Here is an 18,394-nt window from a genome sequence, read left to right on the forward strand (position 1 = left end):
AATCGTCGATTGCGAGCCGTGACGGAGTGATCACCCCGCGCGCTGGGCCTGGTCAAGCGACCCGGAGGCTGCCGTTCGGCGGGCCGTGGTGCGCTTTCCGGGTGGGACGGGCGCGCGGGCGTGGGGCCGGGCGGTGCCACACTCGGACGTGTGACGAGGGCCCGGCTCGCGACCGTGACGCGCGCAGTGCTGGTCGCCGTCGTCGCCGCGGTCGCGCTGTGCTCCCCGGCCGCCGGGCCGCCGGCATCGGCCACCGTGCCCGCCGCGCCCGCGACGCTGCCCGCCGCTGCCCCGCCCGCCACCGTGCCGGCCGCCGCGCCCGCGCCGTGCCCCGGCGCCGATGCCCCGCCCGGTCCGCCCGCGGCGGAGGAGCTCGCCGCCGCGCCCGTTCCGCCCGTGCCGTGGCCTGCGGAGCCCGTCGGCGGCGCGCAGATGGGCGCGTGCGGGGACGTGCTCCCGCCCGGGTTCGTCGTGCCGGACGGGATCAGCGCCGCGTCGTGGATCGTCGCGGACCTGGACAGCGGGGCCGTCCTCGCCGCGCACGCCCCGCACACCCGCCACCGGCCGGCCTCGACGCTGAAGGTGCTCGCCGCGCTCGTCGTGCTGGACCGGCTCGACCCGGACACGGTCGTCGACGGCACCGTCGAGGACGCCCGGATCGACGGCAGCCGCGCCGGCGTCGGCCCCGGCGGGCACTACACCGTCCGCCAGCTCCTCGCGGGGCTGCTGCTCAACTCCGGCAACGACGCCGCGAACGCCCTCGCCCGCACCCTGGGTGGGCCGGAGGCGACGACGGCGGCGATGAATGCCACCGCGCACGACCTCGGCGCCCTCGACACCCGCGCCGCAACGCCGTCAGGGCTGGACGGGCCGGGCATGTCGTCGTCGGCCTACGACCTGGCGGTGCTGTTCCGGGTGGCGCTGCGCGACCCGCTGTTCGCCGAGACGACGGCGACGCGGTCCGTCCCCTTCCCCGGGTTCGGCGACCATCCCGCCTTCACGTTGACCAACTCCGACAAGCTGCTCTACCGCTACCCCGGCACCATCGGTGGCAAGACCGGGTTCACCGAGGCGGCCCGGCACACGTTCGTCGGCGCCGCCCAGCGCGACGGCAGGCGGCTGGTCGTGGCTCTGGCCCGCGGGGAGCAGACGCCGGTGCCCATGTGGACACAGGCCGCGATGCTGCTCGACGCCGGGTTCGCCCTCCCGGCGGGGACGGAGCCGCTCGGCGTGCTCGTCGACTCCCCGCCTCCGCCGCCGTCGCGGGCAGTGCCGTTCGTGCCGGCGCCGCTCGTGTCGGGGCCGGTGCTGCCCTACGCGCTGGGGGCGGCGGTCGTCGGTGCGGTGGGGATCGGCGTCGTGATGCGCCGCACCCGCAGGCGCTGACCGGCCGGAACGTCCACGCTCAGCCGCGGCGGCCTATCCGCCGCACGCCCAGGAGCGCCAACGCCCCGGTCACGACGCCCGCCACCGCACCCGCGCCGATCAGGCCGGCGGCCCCCTGCGCGCTCGGCCCCGAGCGGACCACCACCTCCGGGCGGATGACGGCGGGCGCCGGCACCTCCGGGACGAGGTCCTGCTCGTTCTCCTTCGCCGTCGCGGCCCAGGCCGTGACGAAGAGGATGAACCGGGAGACGAAGAACGCGAACACGAAGAGGCCGATGATGCCGCCGAACGCGGCGCCGCTCGGCGAGCTGGACACGGCGGCGAGGTAGACGGTCATCACCCGCTTGAGCACCTCGAACCCGATCGCGCCGAGCAGCGCCGCCTTCGCCGCGCTGCGCAGCGTGGCGTGCCGGCGCGGGAGCCGGGCGATCACCCACAGGAAGATCAGGAAGTTGGCGGCGAGCCCGAGGAGCACGCTGACCAGTTGGAGCAGCCCCCGCGCCCAGGCGGCGTCGGCCAGCCCGACGAGCTGCAGCAGCTGGGCCGCGAACCCGCCGACGATCCCCGTGATCGCGAACGACAGGAGCAGCGCGACCCCGAGCCCCGCGAGCGCGAGCAGGTCCTTCAGCAGTCGCGGAACCAGGGCCGGCACCTCCGGCGGCTGGGCCCACTGCTCCGAGAGCGCCTCGCGCAGGTTCGACATCCACCCGATCCCGGAGTACAGCGCGGTGAGCAGGCCGAAGCTCAGCACCGCGTTGCGCTGGGCGATCGCCTGGTCGATGGCCGGGTTGAGGGTGTCGGCGATGCTCGGCGGCAGGTTCTCCTTGATCGAGTCCTGGATCTGGGTGAGCAGTTCGGGGTTGAAGAACAGCACGTAGCCGGCCGCAGCGAAGCCGACCATCAGGAGCGGCACGAGCGAGAGCACGCTGAAGAACGTGATCGCCGCCGCGTAGTGGTCGCCGTGCCGCTCGGTGTAGCGGACGCCCGCGCGGGCGAGATGGTCGATCCAGGGGTAGCGCTCGCGCAGCTGCGCGACCTTCGACGGCTTCTCCTCGTCCGCGGCGGCCACGGGGCGCTCCTCTGTCTCGGCTCTGTCTCGGCTCTATCTCGGGGTCGGCAGGAAGCCGATCTTCTCGTGGACGCGGGCCAGCGTCGAACCGGCGATCTCACCCGCGTGGGTGGCGCCCGCTGCGAGTACCCGGTCCAGCTCCGCCGGATCGTCCAGGTAGACCTGCACCCTGGCCCGCAGCGGCGAGACGAACTCGGCGACGACGTCGGCGAGGTCGGACTTGAGGTCGCCGTAGCCCTTGCCGGCGTAGTCGGCCTCCAACTCGGAGATCTTCCGGTCCGCGAGGGCGGCGTAGATCGTCAGGAGGTTGGAGACGCCGGGCTTGTTCTCCCGGTCGAACCGGATCTCGCGCTCGGTGTCGGTGACGGCCGAGCGGATCTTCTTCGCCGAGACCTTCGGGTCGTCGAGCAGGTCGATGATCCCGCCGGGCGAGGACGAGGACTTGCTCATCTTCGACGTGGGGTCCTGCAGGTCCGTGATCTTCGCGGCCCCTTGGGGGATGTAGGCCTCTGGCACGACGAACGTCCGCCCGTAGCGGGTGTTGAACCGCTGAGCGAGGTCGCGGGTGAGCTCCAGGTGCTGGCGCTGGTCCTCACCGACGGGGACGCGGTCGGCCTGGTAGAGCAGGATGTCGGCGGCCTGCAGGATCGGGTAGGTGAACAGGCCGACGCTGGCCCGCTCCGTGCCCTGCTTCTGTGCCTTGTCCTTGAACTGCGTCATCCGGCTCGCCTCGCCGAACCCCGTCATGCAGCCGAGCACCCACGCCAGCCGCGGGTGCTCGGGGACCTGGGACTGCACGAAGATCGTGGAGCGGTCCAGGCCGAGCGCGAGCAGCTGCGCCGCGGCCCGGCGGGTGCGGTTGCGCAGCACCTTGGGGTCGTACTCGACGGTGATCGCGTGCAGGTCCGGGATGAAGCAGAACGCCTCGTGGTCGTCCTGCAGCGCCACCCACTGACGGATCGCGCCCAGGTAGTTGCCGAGATGGAACGAGTCGGCGGTGGGCTGGATGCCCGACAGGATCCGGGGGCGGCGTTCGGTCATGGGGCGATCCTCCCAGGCCGGGCCAGGGGGTTGGGATCAGGCGCTCCGGGCGAGGTGGCGGTGCACGCTGCGTTGCGTGATCCGGCCCGCGGTCGGGCGGCCTCGCGCGCGCATCGCCTGCTCCGGGGATGCGCCGGTCCGACCGTCGGCTGACTACGCTGGCTGCTCGTGGGCCTGCCGGAGATCATCGGGGTGGCGGCGGGGGCCGTGACGCTGTCCGCCCGCTCCTGGCCCGGCGGCGGTGCGCGCCCGGTCCTGCTGGTGCACGGGCTGTCGTCGAACGCGCGGCTGTGGGACGAGGTGGCCGGACGGCTGGCGGCCGACGAGCATCCGGTGGTGGCCGTCGACCTGCGCGGGCACGGGGCGTCCGCCGACGTCCCCGATCCGGACGGCGGCCCGGGCCCGACGCTGCAGGCGGCTCTCGACCTCGCCGGCGTGTGTGCGGGCCTGGGTGAGCCGGTCGTGGCGGGCCAGTCGTGGGGTGGCAACGTCGTGCTCCAGCTGGCGGCGGACCGGCCCGACCTCGTCCACGGGCTCGCGCTCGTCGACGGCGGGTGGCTGCACCTCGCGGACCGCTGGCCCACCGCCGAGGCGGCGTGGGAGGTGCTCGCGCCGCCGGACTTCGACGGCCTGAAGCTCGGCGACCTGCGCGAACGCCTCGTCGGGATGCACCAGGACTGGTCGTCGGCGGCGATCGACGCGACGCTCGCCAACCTGCACCCGGACGACCCCGTCCGGCCGCGGCTCACGCGGGGGCGCCACCGGGCGATCGTCACGAGCATGGTCGAGCACCGGCCCCGCGATCTCTACCCGCGCGTGACGTGCCGGACGCTGCTGCTCGCCGCCCTGCCCGGCGCAGGTGGCCGCGCGCTCGTCGACGAGGCCGCCGCCGCGCTGCCGTCCGCGGAGCTCGTGGAGTTCCCCGGCGCCGACCACGACCTGCACGCCCAGCACCCGGACCGGGTCGCCGCGCTGATCGGAGGGCTCGCATGAACGCGGGACGGCTCGTGATCATGGGATCGGGGGAGACCGCTCCGACGATGGTCGAGGTGCACCGCGCCACCCTGCGCGCCGCGGGCGACGGCCCTGCGCTGCTGCTCGACACCCCGTACGGCTTCCAGGAGAACGCCGACGACATCACCGAGAAGGCCGTGGCCTACTTCGGCCGCAACGTCGGGCGCACCGTGACGGCGCTGCGGTGGCGCACCCGGCTCGGTGGCGCGGACACCGACCGTGCGCTCGCTTCCGTCCGCAGTGCCCGCTGGGTCTTCGCCGGTCCCGGCAGCCCGACCTACGCACTGCGCGTGTGGGCCGGGGTGGGCTTCGACGACGCGGCCGCCGCGGTCGTCGCGTCCGGGGGGACCGTGACGTTCGCGAGCGCCGCGGCGCTCACCCTCGGCCTGGTCGCCGTGCCGGTGTACGAGATCTACAAGAGCGGTGCGGACCCGTCCTGGGCGGAGGGGATGAACCTCCTGGAGCGGCTCACCGGGCTGCGCGCCGCCGTCATCCCGCACTACGACAACACCGAGGGCGGCACCCACTCCACCCGCTTCTGCTACCTCGGCGAGCGGCGGCTGCGGCTGCTGGAGGGCATGCTGCCCGAAGGGGCCCACGTCATCGGGGTGGACGAGCACACCGCGCTGGTCCTCGACCTCGCCGCGGGCACCGCGACCGTGCTCGGCAACGGGACGGTGACGGTGCGGTTCGACGGCGCCTCGCGCGTGCTGCCGTCGGGAACCGTGGTCCCGGTGACCGACCTCGCGCGAGTTGCGCATTCCGCCGGCCCGAGTTCGGCGATCCATCAGGCAGCGGAGGCCGCAGAGCCCGCGCCGGACGCCCCCGCGCCCGCTCCGGCCGCGACCTCCCTGCGCGCCGCCGCGGACCGTGCCCGCGCGGCGTTCGACGCCGCGGTCGCCGCCCGGGACGCGGACGCCGCCGCCGGCGCCGTCCTCGACCTGGAGCAGGCGTTGGCCGACTGGTCGGCCGACACGCTGCAGAGCGACGACGCCGACCACGCCCGCCGCACCCTGCGCGGCATGGTCGTCGAGCTGGCTGCCGCCGCGCGCGATGGGCTCGCCGACCCGGCGCAGCGCGTCGCCCCGCTGGTCGAGGCCCTGCTCGACGAGCGCGCCGCCGCCCGCGCCTGCCGCGACTTCGCCCGCGCGGACGCGCTGCGCGACCGGCTCGTCGCTGCGGGGGTCGAGGTGCGCGATTCGCCGTCCGGTGCGCGGTGGGCGATGCGGGGCTGACGCGGCGGCGTGGGTGCCGCCGTCACAGCGTCCGGCGCATCACCAGCCTCGGCTTCCCGCTCCCCATCGCGTCCGTCGTCCCGGCCACGGTGAAACCCGCCTTCTCGAACATCGTCCGCGTTCCGACGAACGCCATCGTCGTGTCGATCCGGCCCCCGGCGGCGTCGACCGGGTAGCTCTCGACGGCCGGCGCGCCTCTCGAGGCCGCATGCGCGACGGCGCCCTCGATCAGCGGGGTCGTGTATCCGTGCTTGCGGTGCCCACCGCGGATGACGACGCAGATGATGCTCCACACGGGCAGGTCGTCGATCGGCCGGATCAGCGTCGACCGGCTGAGTCGCGTGTTCTCGGCGCGCGGGCCGATGCTGCACCAACCGACCGGCTCGCCGTCGGCGTACCCGATCAGCCCAGGTGGGTTCTCGCGGGCGCAGAGCGCGCGGAACGCCGTCTCGCGGTCCGGCCCGAGCTCGGCGACCTCCTTCGCGGTGAGCCGGTGCGCCAGGCACCAGCAATGGGTCGGGCGTCGGTTCGGGTTGGCGACCGCGACGAAGTCGTCGACCCGGTCCGGGGTGACGGGACGGGTGTCGAAGCCCATCCGCTGAGCCAAGCCGGGTTCGGCGGGGGAGGCAAGCCGGAAGGGGCGTGTGGCGGGGCACCCTGCACGCGCTGCAGGTGCGGTGTGGTTCCCACACCACACGCTCTCAGGCGACCTCCGCGGGCTCGCCCTTCGTGACCGTGACGAGCTCGGCGAACGTCGTCGGGAAGACCGCGTGCGGGATGCCGCCCGCCGCCCACACCTCGTCGTATCCGGCAAGCGCACGGTCGACCAGCGTCCGAAGCGGCGCGGGATGCCCGACAGGGGCGACGCCGCCGATGACCTGCCCGGTGGCCTCCCGCACGAAGTCGGGGGAGGCCCGGCGCACCGTCGCGACGCCGACGAGCGCGGCCACCCTGGCCGTGTCCACACGGTGAGCGCCGGAGGTGAGGACGAGCAGCGGCTCGCCGTCGGCGTCGAAGATCAGGGAGTTGGCGATCGCGCCCACGTCGACGCCGAGCGCGGCAGCCGCCGCCGCGGCGGTGGAGACGGCGTCGGGCAGGACGCGCAGCCCTTCGACGGCGCGCGGGGCCGCGCCCCCCTCGGAGAGGGCGTCGACGACGAGCTGCACGTTGCGGTGCCGGTGTGGATCGGTCACGAGCGGGGAGTCAAGCACGAGCCGGGTCCTGGACGCTTCCGGGTTCCGGGCGACCGGCGGAATGCGGAACTCGCGGCCGCAGGATGCGCAACTCGCGACGATGGAATGCGCAACTCGCGGCCGCAGGATGCGCAACTCGCGGCTATGAGCACGTCGATCCCGGCACGAGCGCGAGGTGCTGGTCCAGCGCCCACAGTCCGCCCTCGAGCTCGCGGTAGCCGTTCTGCACCACCGGCGTTCCCTGCACCACCTGGCCCTTGGAGACGGTCTGGACGGGGGCGTTGCCGTCGAGCGTCGGTTCGGAGCGCACGTTGAGGTTGTCGATCGTGACCTCGAACTGGCACGACGCGCCGTCGGCCGGCTGGGTGACCTGGGTCGCGTCGAGCGTGCCGCGATGGAACATCGCGAGGACCGCGAGGATGGTGCCGAGCACGAGGACGAAACCCCAGCCCTTGAAGATCGACGGGTCGGGCTTCTTGAGGGTGTAACCGCGCGCCATGGATGCCTCTCCCTCGTCCCGCCCCCCGACGGAACGGTAGTGGAGCGGAGGTCACATGCCCAGGAACCGGGCGGGGCGCGCAACACCGCTAGCGTGTCGGTGACCAGCGATCCGACGGGCACAGGGGCCGCAGATGAACGTGATCTACACCTACACCGACGAGGCTCCGGCACTCGCGACACATTCGCTGCTGCCGGTGATCTCGGCGTTCGCGGGCAAGGCCGGTGTGGACGTGGAGACGCGCGACATCTCGCTGGCGGGACGCATCCTGGCGGCGTTCGACCTCGCCCCGGACGCGCTCGGTGAGCTGGGGCGGCTCGCGACCACCCCCGACGCGAACATCATCAAGCTGCCGAACATCTCCGCGTCGATCCCGCAGCTCAAGGCGGCGATCGCAGAGCTGCAGGCCGCGGGGCACGCCGTCCCGGACTACCCGGAGGACCCCGGAACCGCCGCGGAGAAGGCCGCCCGCGCCGCCTACGCCACGGTGCAGGGCAGCGCGGTCAACCCGGTGCTGCGCGAGGGCAACTCGGACCGCCGCGCCCCTGCGTCGGTGAAGAACTTCGCGAAGAAGCACCCGCACTCGATGGGTGCCTGGTCGCCGGACTCCAGGTCCTACGTCGTGACGATGAGCGACGCCGACTTCCGGCACTCCGAGATCTCGGCGACGGTCGCGGCCCCCGACACGCTGCGCATCGAGCACGTCGGCACCGACGGCACCGTCACGGTGCTGAAGGAGAGCCTGCCGGTGCTGGCGGGCGAGATCGTCGACGCGGCGCGGATGTCGGTGTCGGCGCTGCGGGCCTTCCTCGCCGAGCAGGTGGCGGCGGCGAGGGACGCGGGGGTGCTGTTCTCGCTGCACCTCAAGGCCACGATGATGAAGGTGTCGGACCCGATCATGTTCGGGCACGCCGTCACCACGTACTTCGCGGACGTCTTCGAGCGGTTCGGGGACGATCTCGCCTCCGTCGGCGCGGACCCGGACGACGGCCTGGCCAGCGTGATCACGGCGCTCGCGAAGCTCCCCGTGGGGAAGCGTGAGGAGATCGAGGCCGCGATCACGGCCACGTACGTCGACGCGCCCCGGATCGCGATGGTCGACTCCGACCGCGGCATCACGAACCTCCACGTCCCGAGCGACGTCATCATCGACGCCTCGATGCCCGCGGCGATCCGGTCGTCGGGGCAGATGTGGAACGCCGACGGTGCGCAGCAGGACACGGCGTTCGTCATCCCGGACTCGTCGTACGCGCCGCTGTACGCGCAGACGGTCGACTTCTGCCGCGAGCACGGTGCGTTCGACCCGACGACGATGGGCACCACGCCGAACGTGGGGCTGATGGCGCAGAAGGCCGAGGAATACGGCAGCCACGACAAGACCTTCGAGATCGCCGCGCCGGGCACCGTCCGCGTCGTCGCCTCGGACGGGACGGTGCTGCTGGAGCACGCGGTCGAGGCCGGTGACATCTGGCGGTCCTGCCAGACGAAGGACGCCCCGATCCGCAACTGGGTGGAGTTGGCGGTCGGCCGCGCCCGCGCCACCGGGTGGCCCGCGGTGTTCTGGCTGGACGAGACGCGCGGCCACGACGCCCAGGTGCTCGCGAAGGTGCGCGCCCAGCTGGAGCGGCTCGACACGGACGGGCTGACGATCGAGATCCTGCCGGTCGCGGAGGCCACCCGCTACACGCTGGAGCGGGCCGCGCGCGGCGAGGACACGATCTCCGTCACGGGCAACGTGCTGCGCGACTACCTCACCGACCTGTTCCCGATCCTGGAGCTGGGTACCAGCGCGAAGATGCTCTCGATCGTGCCCCTCATGAACGGCGGGGGGCTGTTCGAGACCGGAGCGGGTGGCTCGGCACCCAAGCACGTCCAGCAGCTGCTGAAGGAGAACCACCTGCGGTGGGACTCCCTCGGCGAGTTCCTCGCGCTCGCCGTCTCGCTGGAGCACGTCGCCGAGCGGGGCGACAACCCGCGCGCCGGGGTGCTCGGCCGGGCCCTGGACGAGGCGACGGGTGCGCTGCTGGAGACCGGGAAGTCGCCGTCGCGCAAGGTCGGCGAGCTCGACAACCGCGGGTCGCACTTCTACCTGGCCCTGTACTGGGCGCGGGCGCTCGCCGAGCAGACCGACGACCCCGAGCTGGCGGCGGTCTTCGCCCCGCTCGCGGAGCGGCTGGCGGCGCAGGAGGAGACGATCGTCGCCGAGCTGAACGCGGTCCAGGGCTCGCCGGTCGACCTCGGCGGCTACTACTACGTGGACCGGGCGCGCGCGGACGAGGTCATGCGGCCGAGCGCGACGTTCAACGCCGCGCTCGCGGAGTTCTGACGGTCCGGTCCGCCGTGCTCGTGGTCGCCGGGATCGTCGCGACAGTGCTGATCGGGGTGGTGTCGGTGTTCGATCCCGCCCCGGCGTCCGGGTTGGACGATCCGGCGAAGCTGGACATCGCCATGGAGCTGGTGGCCAGCGCCGAGAACTCGACGCTGGACTGGCGCGCCCAGTACGGCTACCTCGAGGACATCGGCGACGGGCGGGGCTACACCGGCGGCATCCTCGGCTTCACCTCGGCCACCGGGGACATGCTGGAGGTGGTCCGCGGATACACCGCCGCCGTCCCCGCCAACAGCCTCGCGCGCTACCTGCCGGCGTTGGAACAGGTGCTCGGCACGGACTCCCACGACGGCCTGGGCGACGGCTTCGTCGCGGCCTGGACGGCGGCGGCGTCCGACCCGGCGTTCCGGGCCGCCCAGGACCGCGAGCGCGACACCGTCTACCTCGGCCCGGCAGTGCGACAGGCCCGGGCGGACGGGCTGGGCACGCTGGGCCAGTTCGTCTACTTCGACGCGCTGGTCATGCACGGCCCGGGGGACGACGCGGACAGCTTCGGCGGGATCCGGGAGGCCGCGCTGGCACGGGCGCTGCCGCCGTCGCGGGGCGGGGACGAGGTGGCGTACCTGACGGCGTTCCTCGACGCCCGCACGGTGGTGATGAGGCGAGAGGCGGCGCACGCGGACACGAGCCGCGTCGACACGGCGCAGCGGGTGTTCCTGCGCGACGGCAACCTCGGCCTGGACCCGCCGCTGCAGTGGCAGACCTACGGCGACACCTACCGCATCGATCGCTGAGCGCGGCGTCAGCGCGGGTCAGCGGGGCGGGGGCTCGGCGGCGTACCGGCCGGGGGTGAGGCCGGTGACGGTGCGGAAGTCCCGGGTGAAGTGCGCCTGGTCCGCGTAGCCGAGATCGGCGGCGACCCGGGCGAGGTCGGCGCCGTCGCGGAGCAGGCCCGCGGCGTCCTGCAGGCGGCGGCGCTGGACGAGCCACTTCGGGGTGAGGCCGGTGCGGCGCACGACCAGCCGCTGCAGGGTGCGGTCCGCGATGCCGAACTTGGCGCAGATCTGGGCCACGCGCAGCACCTCGGGATCGCCCTCCACGTACTCGACGACGGCGTTGACGAGCAGGCCCTCCGCGTCGACAGGCAGCAGCGCGGCGAGCGCCCGCTCGACGTGGGCGAGCGCGGCGCGATGCCGGGCCGGGTCCTCGGGCGCCGCGCCCATCTCCGCGCCCATCGCCGCGCGGACGGCGGCGCTGAGCGCGGGCCCGTCGACGGCGGTGAGCGCGGCGAGATCGGTGGACCCGTCGGTGATCGCCGAGACCGGCCCGCCGAGCAGCAGCGAACCGGCCGCGGGCTGCAGCATCGTGCCGACGGCCCATCCGCTCCCGGTGAGCTCCTTGGTCGACAGGCCGGTGTCGACGCCGATGAGACGGGCGTAGGTGTCCGCGACGACGATCAGGCAGACCGGGTACTGCAGCACGCGCTGCACGGACCGCGTCCCGTCCGGCAGCGACCACACGGGCACCCAGTGGCGCCGCACGAGGTCGGCGAGCGCCGGGTCCGGGGCGTAGCGGTGCACCGGCGGGCTGAATCCGGTCGCGTCGCGCAGGTGCGCGTGCTCGACAGGGTCGATGGGGCGGGGCACCTGACGGATTCTTTCAAGCCCGGGCCCGGCCCGCTCCGTGATGCTGGGCGGCATGCGAGACCTGCAGAAGCTCTACCGTGAGAAGGCCGAAGCGTTCGGGGCGCTGCTGGGCCGCGACGACACGGATCCGGCCGCGTCCACCCCGTGCGAGGGCTGGACCGTGGCCGACGTCGTCGACCACGTCGTCGACACCCAGCGCGACTTCCTCGCCCGGCACACCGACCTCGGCCCGCGCCCCGACGGCGACCTCGCCACCCGGTGGGCTGCGCACTCCGCGGCCGTCGAGGCGCTGCCCGGCGATCTCTGGCCGCGCGAGTACGACGGCTACTTCGGCCGCACCACCGTGGGCGCGACGCTGGTGGACTTCTACGGCTTCGACATGGTCGTCCACCGCTGGGACGTCGCCCGCGCGCTGGGTCGCGACGAGCTGTTCACCGACGCCGAGCTCGACCTGCTCGAGACGTCGATCGCGGGGTTCGGCGACGCCATGTACTCCGAGGGGATCTGCAAGCCCGCCGTGCCGGTGCCCGGCGGCGCGTCCCGCCAGGACCGCCTGCTCGCGCTGACGGGCCGCGACCCGCGCTGATCACCGGCCGGCCGGGTCCACCGTCCGCGCGGCGGGACTGCCGTCCACGCCCAGGACGAGGATCCGCCGCGGGTGGATCCGGATCACCCCGGGCGCCACGCCGGGAAAGGCGCCGTCGGGGAACACGTCCGGGAGCGCCTCGGCGACACCGCGGATCTCGAGCGCCCGCGGCTGCCACGGATCGGGCACCACGTCGTCCACGACGAGGGCGACGCGGGGGTCGCGCAGCACGTTGCGCCACTTCTGGGTCGACGGGTTGCGCAGGCCCGGGATGTCCAGCGTCCCGGCCTGCTCGTCGACGAGGAAGCCGACCGGGCGGACCTGCGGTGCCCCGTCGGGACCGAGGGTCGCGAGGCGGGCCAGCCGGGTCTCGCGGAGGAAGGCGATCTCGGGCGCGGTGAAGGTCGTCATGCCTGCGACCCTGCAGGCTCGACCGGACTTCAGGTCAAGCCGCCGCGAGGGTGCCGAGGCAGCTCGCCGAACCGTGCTCCCGGTCCGGCCGAGGACGCGCCACCCCGAAAACCGGTTGCGCGCGGCCGTAACGTGGAACGACGTGCTCTTCCCGCGACTGATCCGGGCCGGGTTCCTCCGCTACTCCTCCTACCGCCAGGCCGCGCTCGCCGGCCTCACCACCAACGTCGTCTTCGGGCTCCTGCGCACCGCCGTGCTCGTCGCCGTCCTCGCCGAGCGGGGCACGGTCGCCGGTTACGACGTCGCCGCGGCCGTCACCTACGTCTGGCTCGGTCAGGGCCTGCTCACTGTGGTGCTGCTCTGGGGCGACGTCGAGCTCTCGCGCCGGATCCGCTCGGGCGACGTCGTCGTCGATCTCGGCAGGCCCTGGGACCTGCAGGCCGCCCGGCTCGCCGGCGATCTCGGCCGTGCGGGTTTCGCTGTGCTCACCCGCCTCGTCCCGCCCGCCGCGTTCGGGGCGCTCGTGTTCGGGTTCCGCTGGCCGGCGCACCTGGGGACCTACGCGCTGTTCGCGCTGTCGGTGCTCGCGGCCGTGGTCGTGAGCTTCGCCGTCCGCTTCCTGCTCAACCTCAGCGCGTTCTGGCTGCTCGACGCCCGTGGCGTCCTCGCAGTGTGGGGCGTGGTGGGCGGGTTGCTGGCCGGGTTGGTCATGCCGCTGCCGTGGTTCCCCGAGTGGGCGCGCACCGCGCTGTGGTGGACCCCGTTCCCCGCGCTCTTCCAGACCCCGATCGACGTCTTCCTCGAGCAGGCGTCCTGGCCCGCGGTGATCCACCAGGTGCTCTGGATGGTGCTGCTGCTCGCGGCGGGGCGGGTCGTGTTGGAGCGCGGCGGGCGGCGCCTGGTGGTGCAGGGTGGGTGAGCTCCGTGGGTGATCACACGGCCGTCTACGTGCGGATCATCGGATCGCGGTTCCGGGGCCAGCTCGCCTACCCGGCGTCGTTCGCCCTGGACCTGCTCGCCCAGTTCCTCGCCCAGGGGATCGAGCTGGTGGCGCTGCTCGTGGTGTTCGGCCACGTCGACACCCTCGGCGGGTTCACCTTCGCCGAGGTCGCGCTCATGTACGGGATCGCGGCGGCCGCGTTCGGGCTCGCGGACATGGTCGCCGGGCAGATCGAGGAGCTGCCCGAGTTGATCCGCACCGGTGAGCTGGACGTCTACCTGCTGCGCCCCCTCGGCACCCTCGCCCAGCTCCTCACCGCGGACGTCGCCCTGCGCCGGGTCGGACGGGTGATCGTCGGGATCGCCGTCTACGGCTGGTCGCTCGTGGTGCTCGCCCCGGCGTGGTCGGTGGCGACCGTGGTCGTGGCGCTGACGGCCCCGCTCACGGGGGCCGTCCTGCTCGGGGCGATCTTCGTCGCGACGAACGCCGTGTCGTTCTGGCTGGTGGACGGCCGCGAGGCCGCCAACGCCTTCACCTACGGCTCGAACTTCGCCATGTCCTACCCGCTGACGATCTTCGGGCCGACGCTGCGGCGCATCCTGTGCTTCGTGGTGCCGTCGGCGTTCGTCGCGTACTTCCCGGCGCTCGCGATCATCGGAGGGCCGGACCCACTCGGGCTGCCGGAGGTGCTGCGCTGGTGCGCCCCGGTCGCGGCACTCGCGGTGGTCGCCGCGGCCGCGCTGGTCTGGCGATGCGGTGTTCGGCACTACCAGGGGACGGGGTCGTGACGGAGGATCGGATGATCATCGAGACCAGCGGGCTCAGCCGCGACTTCCTCGTCGGCACCCGGTGGCGGCGCCGCCGGGTCGCGGCGGTCACGGACGTCACGCTGCGAGTCGCGGCGGGCGAGGCCGTCGGGTTCCTCGGACCCAACGGCGCCGGCAAGTCGACGACGATCAAGATGCTCACCGGCGTGCTCGTCCCCACGGCGGGACGCGCCCGGGTGTGCGGCCTGGACCCCGTCACGCAGCGCCGCGAGCTCGGGCGCCGCATCGGCGTCGTGTTCGGGCAGCGCAGCCAGCTGTGGTGGGACCTGCCGCTGGCCGAGAGCTTCGACCTGCATGCCGCCATCCACCGCGTACCGCCCGCGGAGTTCCGGGAGCGCCTCGACGAGTGCGTCGCGTTGCTGGACATGGGTCCGTTCCTCGCCACCCCCGTGCGGCAGCTGTCGCTGGGGCAGCGGATGCGCGGGGAGGTCACCGCGGCGTTGCTGCACGCGCCCGAGCTGCTCGTACTGGACGAGCCCACGATCGGGCTCGACCTGACCAGCAAGGAGCGGCTTCGCGGATTCCTCTCCCGGATCAATGCCCGCGGCGATACCACGTTGCTGCTCACCACCCACGACCTCCCCGACGTCGAACGTCTCTGCCGCCGCGTCGTCGTCATCGACCACGGCCGCCTCCTCGTCGACGACGACCTCGCCGCCCTGCGCCGCCGCTCCGGCGGCGCCCGCGAGCTGGTGGTCGAGCTCGTCGCCCCGGCCGCGCCGCTCGCGGGGCTCCCCGGGGTCGCGGACGTCGCCGTCGAGGCCGGCGGGCTGCGCCAGCGCCTGCGGTTCTCCCCGGACGCGGTGACCGCGGCCGAGCTGATCGGCGCCGTGACCGCCCGGGTGGAGGTCCGCGACCTCACCGTCGCAGCTCCCTCGATCGAGGACCTCGTCCGCGCGATCTACGCCGGCGCGACCTGACGGCCGCCCGCGAGTTGCGCGTTCTGCGGCGGCGAGTTGTGAGTTTCGCCGCGGCGAGTTGCGCGTTCGGCGGGGAGCAGGTCAGTTTCCGGCCGGGCCGAACGCGGCGACGACGTGCGCTGCGGGCGGCCGGTCCGCCGAGACGAGCAGCGCGCCCCACGTCGACAGCCGAGGCACGACGTCCACGACCGCGACGCGATGGTGTGCGCACGGCGGCGTCCACACGGGGGTCCAGCCCGACCCGACGCGACCGATCTCGATCAGCGTGTCCTCCGCGGTCGTCGACGGCCTGCCCAGCTGCGGGCTCAGGCCGGCCGCCCGAAACGCCTCCAGGACGACGCTGCGGACCAGCGGATCGCATGCGGCGTCGGGGATCCGGGCGGGGAGCGCGGCGAGGTCGGCCAGCCCGACGCGGTCGCGCTCCGCGAGCGGGTGCGACGCCGGCAGAGCCGCGCGCAGCGGCTCGGACCACAGCGGCACCACCCGGACACCGGGACGGGCCGGGGTGGCGAGCCGCGGACGCGCTGCCGTCCGTACCAGCGCCGCGTCCAGCTCGCCCGACCGCAGCGCGGCGAGCTGCTGCGCCACCGGCCGCGCGTCCAGCTCGACGGTGATCCCCCCCGCTGCGAGACGGTCCATGGCCGGGGCGATCCGTGAACCGAGCCCGGGGCTCGTCCCGAGCCGCAGCGTCGCCGCGGGGGAGCGGGCGAGGTGCGCCGCGACCGCCGCCGCCTGCTCGGCGGCCGCGAGCACCGCCCGCGCCTCCGTGAGCATCCGCTGCCCCGCCTCCGTCAGCCGGACCCGTCGTGGGTTCCGGTCGAAGAGGGCGAAGCCCAGCTTCCGCTCCAGCCGAGCGACCTGCTGGCTCACCGCGGGCTGCGCGATGTGCAGGCGTTGCGCGGCCCGCCCGAAGTGCAGCTCCTCTGCGACTGCGACGAAGTAACGCAGCTGTCGGATCTCCACGTCGTCCCCCGATCACGATCGCTTATCGCTGCACAGCAGAACCGCGCCTTGGTCGCTGCGTGTTCCACGCGGAGGGTGGCGGCATGCGGATCGGACTGTGGCCCGAGCTCACGGGCCAACCTCTCGACGCGGTACGCGACGCCGTCGCGGCCGCCGCCGATCTCGGGTTCGACACCCTCTGGACGGGCGAGGTCGGCGGCTGGGATCCCCTCAGCCTGATCGCCGGTCTCGGCCCGCGACTGCCGGGCGTGACCTGGGGGACCGCGGTGGTGCGCACCTACCCCCGTCATCCCGTCGCCCTGGCCGCGCAGGCCCTGACCACCCAGGCGCTCGTCGGAGGACGGCTGATGCTCGGCATCGGCCCCAGCCACGCGCCGATCGTCGAGGGCCTCTACGGCTACGCGTTCGAGTCCCCCGCGCGCAACACCCGGGAGTACCTCACCGCGCTCCGTGCACTGCTCCGCGGGGAGACGGTCGAGCAGCGCGGCCGCTTCTGGACGGTTGCCGGCTCGGTGGCCGTGACCGGCGTCGAGCCGACTCGGTGCTCCTCTCCGCGCTCGGGCCTGCGATGCTGCGGATCGCCGGCGAGCTCGCCGACGGCAACCTCCTCACCTGGAGCGGGCCGCGGACGATCGCCGACACGGTGCTGCCCGCGATGGCTGCCGCCGCCTCCGGGGTGGGTCGGGCGACCCCCGAGGTGGTCGTAGGCGTGTGCGTCTGCGTGACCGCGGATCCCGAAGTGGCGCGTCGCTGGGTCGACGATCAGTACGGCGCTGCGTGGGATCTCCCGAGCTACCGGGCCGTCTTCGAGCGTGAGGGGCTGTCGTCGGTCGGAGCGGCGATCGTCGCGGGAGACGAGGCCGAAGTGGAGAAGGCACTGCGCCGCTACGCCGACGTGGGAACGGCGGAGCTGCAGGTGATCCCGGTCGGGCCGGACGCCGACCGGGCGCGGACGGTCGAGGTGCTCGGCGGGTTGGCGCGAGCCCGCCGGCTCTGAGCGCGGGGATGTGGCCGGCCGCGCGGGCGACGCGCTTGTCGCCGTCCACCGGGAGGAGCCCGTACCGGGCCGCTCGGCGGCGTGGTCAGGACACGGTCAGGCTGCGGGTGATCGTGACGGCGAACGCGAGCGTCACCAGGCCCAGGACGAGGTAGATCGCGATGTCGATCACCTTGCCGCGGACGGCGAGGAGCCCGGCGCGGTCCTCGGGGAGCAGCGCGCGCAGCACGGCCGCGGCGAGCATGGAGCCCGCGAGGAGCGCGGCGCCCTCCCGCCAGTGCTGGGTGAGCACCCGCACCATTCCGGTCGCGGCGATCGCGTAGACGAACACCGCGGGGAGCCACACCGGTGGCCAGGGGCGCGCCGCCCGGCGCTGTTCTCCCGTCCGACCGGATCTGACGCTCATGGCCGATGCCCGTCGTGCCCCGCCGGCTGTCGCCCCGGGTGGAGCGCCGCCGTGGTCCTCACACCCCGTGCCCGATCCCGGCGTCCCTCTCCGCGGCCTCGACCACGTTGGTCAGCAGCATCGCCCGGGTCATCGGCCCGACCCCACCCGGGTTCGGAGCGACCAGGCCCGCCACCTCGGCGACATCGGCCGCGACGTCACCGGCGAGCTTGCCGTCCACCCGGCTCACGCCGACGTCCAGCACCACCGCGCCCGGTCGCACCATCTCGGCGGTGACCAGGCCCGGCACCCCGGCCGCCGCGACGACGACGTCGGCGCGACGCACCTCCTCGGCCAGGTCGCGGGTGCCCGTGTGGCACAGCGTGACCGTCGAGTTCTCGGTGCGGCGGGTGAGCAGCAGCCCGAGCGGTCGCCCGACCGTCACCCCGCGCCCGATCACCGTGACGCGTGCCCCGCCCAGTTCCACGCCGTAGCGGCGGCAGAGCTCGACGATCCCGCGGGGCGTGCACGGCAACGGACCGGGCTCGCCCAGGACGAGGCGCCCGAGATTCACCGGGTGGAGCCCGTCCGCGTCCTTGGCCGGATCGATCCGCTCCAGTGCGGCGCCGGCGTCCAGGCCCCGCGGCAGCGGTAGCTGAACGATGAACGCGGTGCATGCCGGGTCGGCATTGAGCTCGTCGATCGCCTGCTCGACGTCGGCCTGCGTGGCGTCCGCCGGCAGCTCCCGCTGGATCGACGCGATGCCGACCTTCGCACAGTCCCGATGCTTGGCCCGCACGTACGAATGCGATCCGGGATCGTCGCCCACCAGGAGGGTGCCCAGCCCGGGCGTCGCGCCGGCGGCGGTGAGTTTCTCGATCCGCCCGCGCAGCTCCTCGAGGATCGCCGCGAGAGTCGCCCTGCCGTCCATCACCGTCGCAGTCACGTGCCCA

Annotated in this window: 20 protein-coding genes and 1 pseudogene; 11 read left to right on the plus strand and 10 right to left on the minus strand. The window is 73.9% G+C overall.

Annotated elements, in window-relative coordinates; translation table 11 throughout:
* The first annotated feature begins 150 nt into the window (after positions 1-150).
* On the plus strand, positions 151-1,386 hold the full coding sequence (locus AB7J25_RS16895; protein WP_428510082.1) for a D-alanyl-D-alanine carboxypeptidase family protein: 1,236 nt from the start codon (positions 151-153) through the stop codon (positions 1,384-1,386).
* A gap of 19 nt (positions 1,387-1,405) precedes the next feature.
* On the opposite strand, the gene yhjD is transcribed toward AB7J25_RS16895, so the two are convergent.
* Together yhjD and trpS are read right to left on the minus strand one after the other, a co-directional pair.
* The gene (yhjD, locus tag AB7J25_RS16900) at positions 1,406-2,455 is read right to left on the minus strand and encodes an inner membrane protein YhjD (protein WP_428510084.1); all 1,050 of its coding nucleotides are present in this window, start codon (positions 2,453-2,455) and stop codon (positions 1,406-1,408) included.
* Between the two features lie 33 nt (positions 2,456-2,488).
* Positions 2,489-3,496 (minus strand): tryptophan--tRNA ligase, encoded by a 1,008-nt coding sequence (gene trpS, locus AB7J25_RS16905; RefSeq protein ID WP_428510086.1) that lies wholly within the window; start codon positions 3,494-3,496, stop codon positions 2,489-2,491.
* A 168-nt stretch (positions 3,497-3,664) separates the two neighbouring features.
* Between trpS and AB7J25_RS16910 the strand changes: the two genes are divergently transcribed.
* Positions 3,665-4,489 (plus strand): alpha/beta fold hydrolase, encoded by an 825-nt coding sequence (locus AB7J25_RS16910; RefSeq protein WP_428510088.1) that lies wholly within the window; start codon positions 3,665-3,667, stop codon positions 4,487-4,489.
* Complete coding sequence (locus AB7J25_RS16915; RefSeq protein ID WP_428510090.1) at positions 4,486-5,745, plus strand: CysS/YqeB C-terminal domain-containing protein; 1,260 nt, start codon at positions 4,486-4,488, stop codon at positions 5,743-5,745. Before AB7J25_RS16910 ends, AB7J25_RS16915 begins: the two co-directional genes overlap by 4 nt.
* Positions 5,746-5,767: 22 nt before the next feature.
* Here AB7J25_RS16915 and AB7J25_RS16920 read toward each other — a convergent pair whose 3' ends face one another.
* From AB7J25_RS16920 to AB7J25_RS16930, 3 genes are all read right to left on the minus strand, one after another.
* The gene (locus AB7J25_RS16920; protein ID WP_428510092.1) at positions 5,768-6,340 is read right to left on the minus strand and encodes a GNAT family N-acetyltransferase; all 573 of its coding nucleotides are present in this window, start codon (positions 6,338-6,340) and stop codon (positions 5,768-5,770) included.
* 106 nt (positions 6,341-6,446) lie between these two features.
* Positions 6,447-6,956: a YbaK/EbsC family protein gene (locus tag AB7J25_RS16925; protein WP_428510094.1), complete on the minus strand. Its 510-nt coding sequence runs from the start codon at positions 6,954-6,956 to the stop codon at positions 6,447-6,449.
* 124 nt (positions 6,957-7,080) lie between these two features.
* Positions 7,081-7,437, minus strand: coding sequence for a hypothetical protein (locus tag AB7J25_RS16930; protein WP_428510095.1), 357 nt, complete (start codon positions 7,435-7,437; stop codon positions 7,081-7,083).
* A 133-nt stretch (positions 7,438-7,570) separates the two neighbouring features.
* Between AB7J25_RS16930 and AB7J25_RS16935 the strand changes: the two genes are divergently transcribed.
* Both AB7J25_RS16935 and AB7J25_RS16940 read left to right on the plus strand, forming a co-directional pair.
* The gene (locus tag AB7J25_RS16935) at positions 7,571-9,763 is read left to right on the plus strand and encodes an NADP-dependent isocitrate dehydrogenase (RefSeq protein ID WP_428510096.1); all 2,193 of its coding nucleotides are present in this window, start codon (positions 7,571-7,573) and stop codon (positions 9,761-9,763) included.
* A 20-nt stretch (positions 9,764-9,783) separates the two neighbouring features.
* A complete protein-coding gene (locus AB7J25_RS16940; RefSeq protein ID WP_428510128.1) occupies positions 9,784-10,560 on the plus strand; it encodes a chitosanase in 777 nt (258 codons plus the stop codon).
* An 18-nt stretch (positions 10,561-10,578) separates the two neighbouring features.
* Here AB7J25_RS16940 and AB7J25_RS16945 read toward each other — a convergent pair whose 3' ends face one another.
* Positions 10,579-11,412: a helix-turn-helix domain-containing protein gene (locus tag AB7J25_RS16945; RefSeq protein ID WP_428510098.1), complete on the minus strand. Its 834-nt coding sequence runs from the start codon at positions 11,410-11,412 to the stop codon at positions 10,579-10,581.
* 52 nt (positions 11,413-11,464) lie between these two features.
* On the opposite strand from AB7J25_RS16945, the gene AB7J25_RS16950 reads away from it, so the two are divergent.
* Positions 11,465-11,998, plus strand: coding sequence for a TIGR03086 family metal-binding protein (locus AB7J25_RS16950; RefSeq protein ID WP_428510100.1), 534 nt, complete (start codon positions 11,465-11,467; stop codon positions 11,996-11,998).
* Here the strand turns inward: AB7J25_RS16950 and AB7J25_RS16955 are convergent, their stop codons facing one another.
* Positions 11,999-12,409: a PPOX class F420-dependent oxidoreductase gene (locus tag AB7J25_RS16955; RefSeq protein WP_428510102.1), complete on the minus strand. Its 411-nt coding sequence runs from the start codon at positions 12,407-12,409 to the stop codon at positions 11,999-12,001. It abuts the gene before it with no gap.
* Positions 12,410-12,551: 142 nt separating this feature from the next.
* Between AB7J25_RS16955 and AB7J25_RS16960 the strand changes: the two genes are divergently transcribed.
* From AB7J25_RS16960 to AB7J25_RS16970, 3 genes are read left to right on the plus strand one after another with little or no spacing between them, the layout of a single operon-like run.
* On the plus strand, positions 12,552-13,328 hold the full coding sequence (locus AB7J25_RS16960; protein WP_428510104.1) for an ABC transporter permease: 777 nt from the start codon (positions 12,552-12,554) through the stop codon (positions 13,326-13,328).
* Positions 13,329-13,333: 5 nt separating this feature from the next.
* Positions 13,334-14,137 carry an ABC transporter permease gene (locus tag AB7J25_RS16965; RefSeq protein WP_428510106.1) on the plus strand — a complete coding sequence of 268 codons (804 nt, stop codon included), beginning with the start codon at positions 13,334-13,336 and terminating at the stop codon, positions 14,135-14,137.
* A gap of 11 nt (positions 14,138-14,148) precedes the next feature.
* On the plus strand, positions 14,149-15,096 hold the full coding sequence (locus AB7J25_RS16970; RefSeq protein ID WP_428510108.1) for an ABC transporter ATP-binding protein: 948 nt from the start codon (positions 14,149-14,151) through the stop codon (positions 15,094-15,096).
* An 81-nt stretch (positions 15,097-15,177) separates the two neighbouring features.
* Here AB7J25_RS16970 and AB7J25_RS16975 read toward each other — a convergent pair whose 3' ends face one another.
* Positions 15,178-16,059 (minus strand): LysR family transcriptional regulator, encoded by an 882-nt coding sequence (locus AB7J25_RS16975; protein WP_428510110.1) that lies wholly within the window; start codon positions 16,057-16,059, stop codon positions 15,178-15,180.
* A gap of 83 nt (positions 16,060-16,142) precedes the next feature.
* Here AB7J25_RS16975 and AB7J25_RS16980 point away from each other — a divergent pair.
* Together AB7J25_RS16980 and AB7J25_RS16985 are read left to right on the plus strand one after the other, a co-directional pair.
* Positions 16,143-16,505 (plus strand): annotated as a pseudogene (locus AB7J25_RS16980) (LLM class flavin-dependent oxidoreductase); the annotation flags it as partial.
* 122 nt (positions 16,506-16,627) lie between these two features.
* Entirely contained in the window at positions 16,628-17,056 is a 429-nt protein-coding gene (locus AB7J25_RS16985) for an LLM class flavin-dependent oxidoreductase (RefSeq protein ID WP_428510112.1), read from the plus strand.
* An 85-nt stretch (positions 17,057-17,141) separates the two neighbouring features.
* Here AB7J25_RS16985 and AB7J25_RS16990 read toward each other — a convergent pair whose 3' ends face one another.
* Both AB7J25_RS16990 and AB7J25_RS16995 read right to left on the minus strand, forming a co-directional pair.
* Entirely contained in the window at positions 17,142-17,462 is a 321-nt protein-coding gene (locus AB7J25_RS16990) for a DUF3017 domain-containing protein (RefSeq protein WP_428510114.1), read from the minus strand.
* Positions 17,463-17,520: 58 nt separating this feature from the next.
* Positions 17,521-18,387: a bifunctional methylenetetrahydrofolate dehydrogenase/methenyltetrahydrofolate cyclohydrolase gene (locus AB7J25_RS16995; RefSeq protein WP_428510116.1), complete on the minus strand. Its 867-nt coding sequence runs from the start codon at positions 18,385-18,387 to the stop codon at positions 17,521-17,523.
* Between the last annotated feature and the right edge of the window lie 7 nt (positions 18,388-18,394).

The sequence above is a fragment of the Pseudonocardia sp. genome (assembly GCF_050246655.1).
In the GTDB taxonomy this organism is placed as follows: Bacteria; Actinomycetota; Actinomycetes; order Mycobacteriales; family Pseudonocardiaceae; genus Pseudonocardia.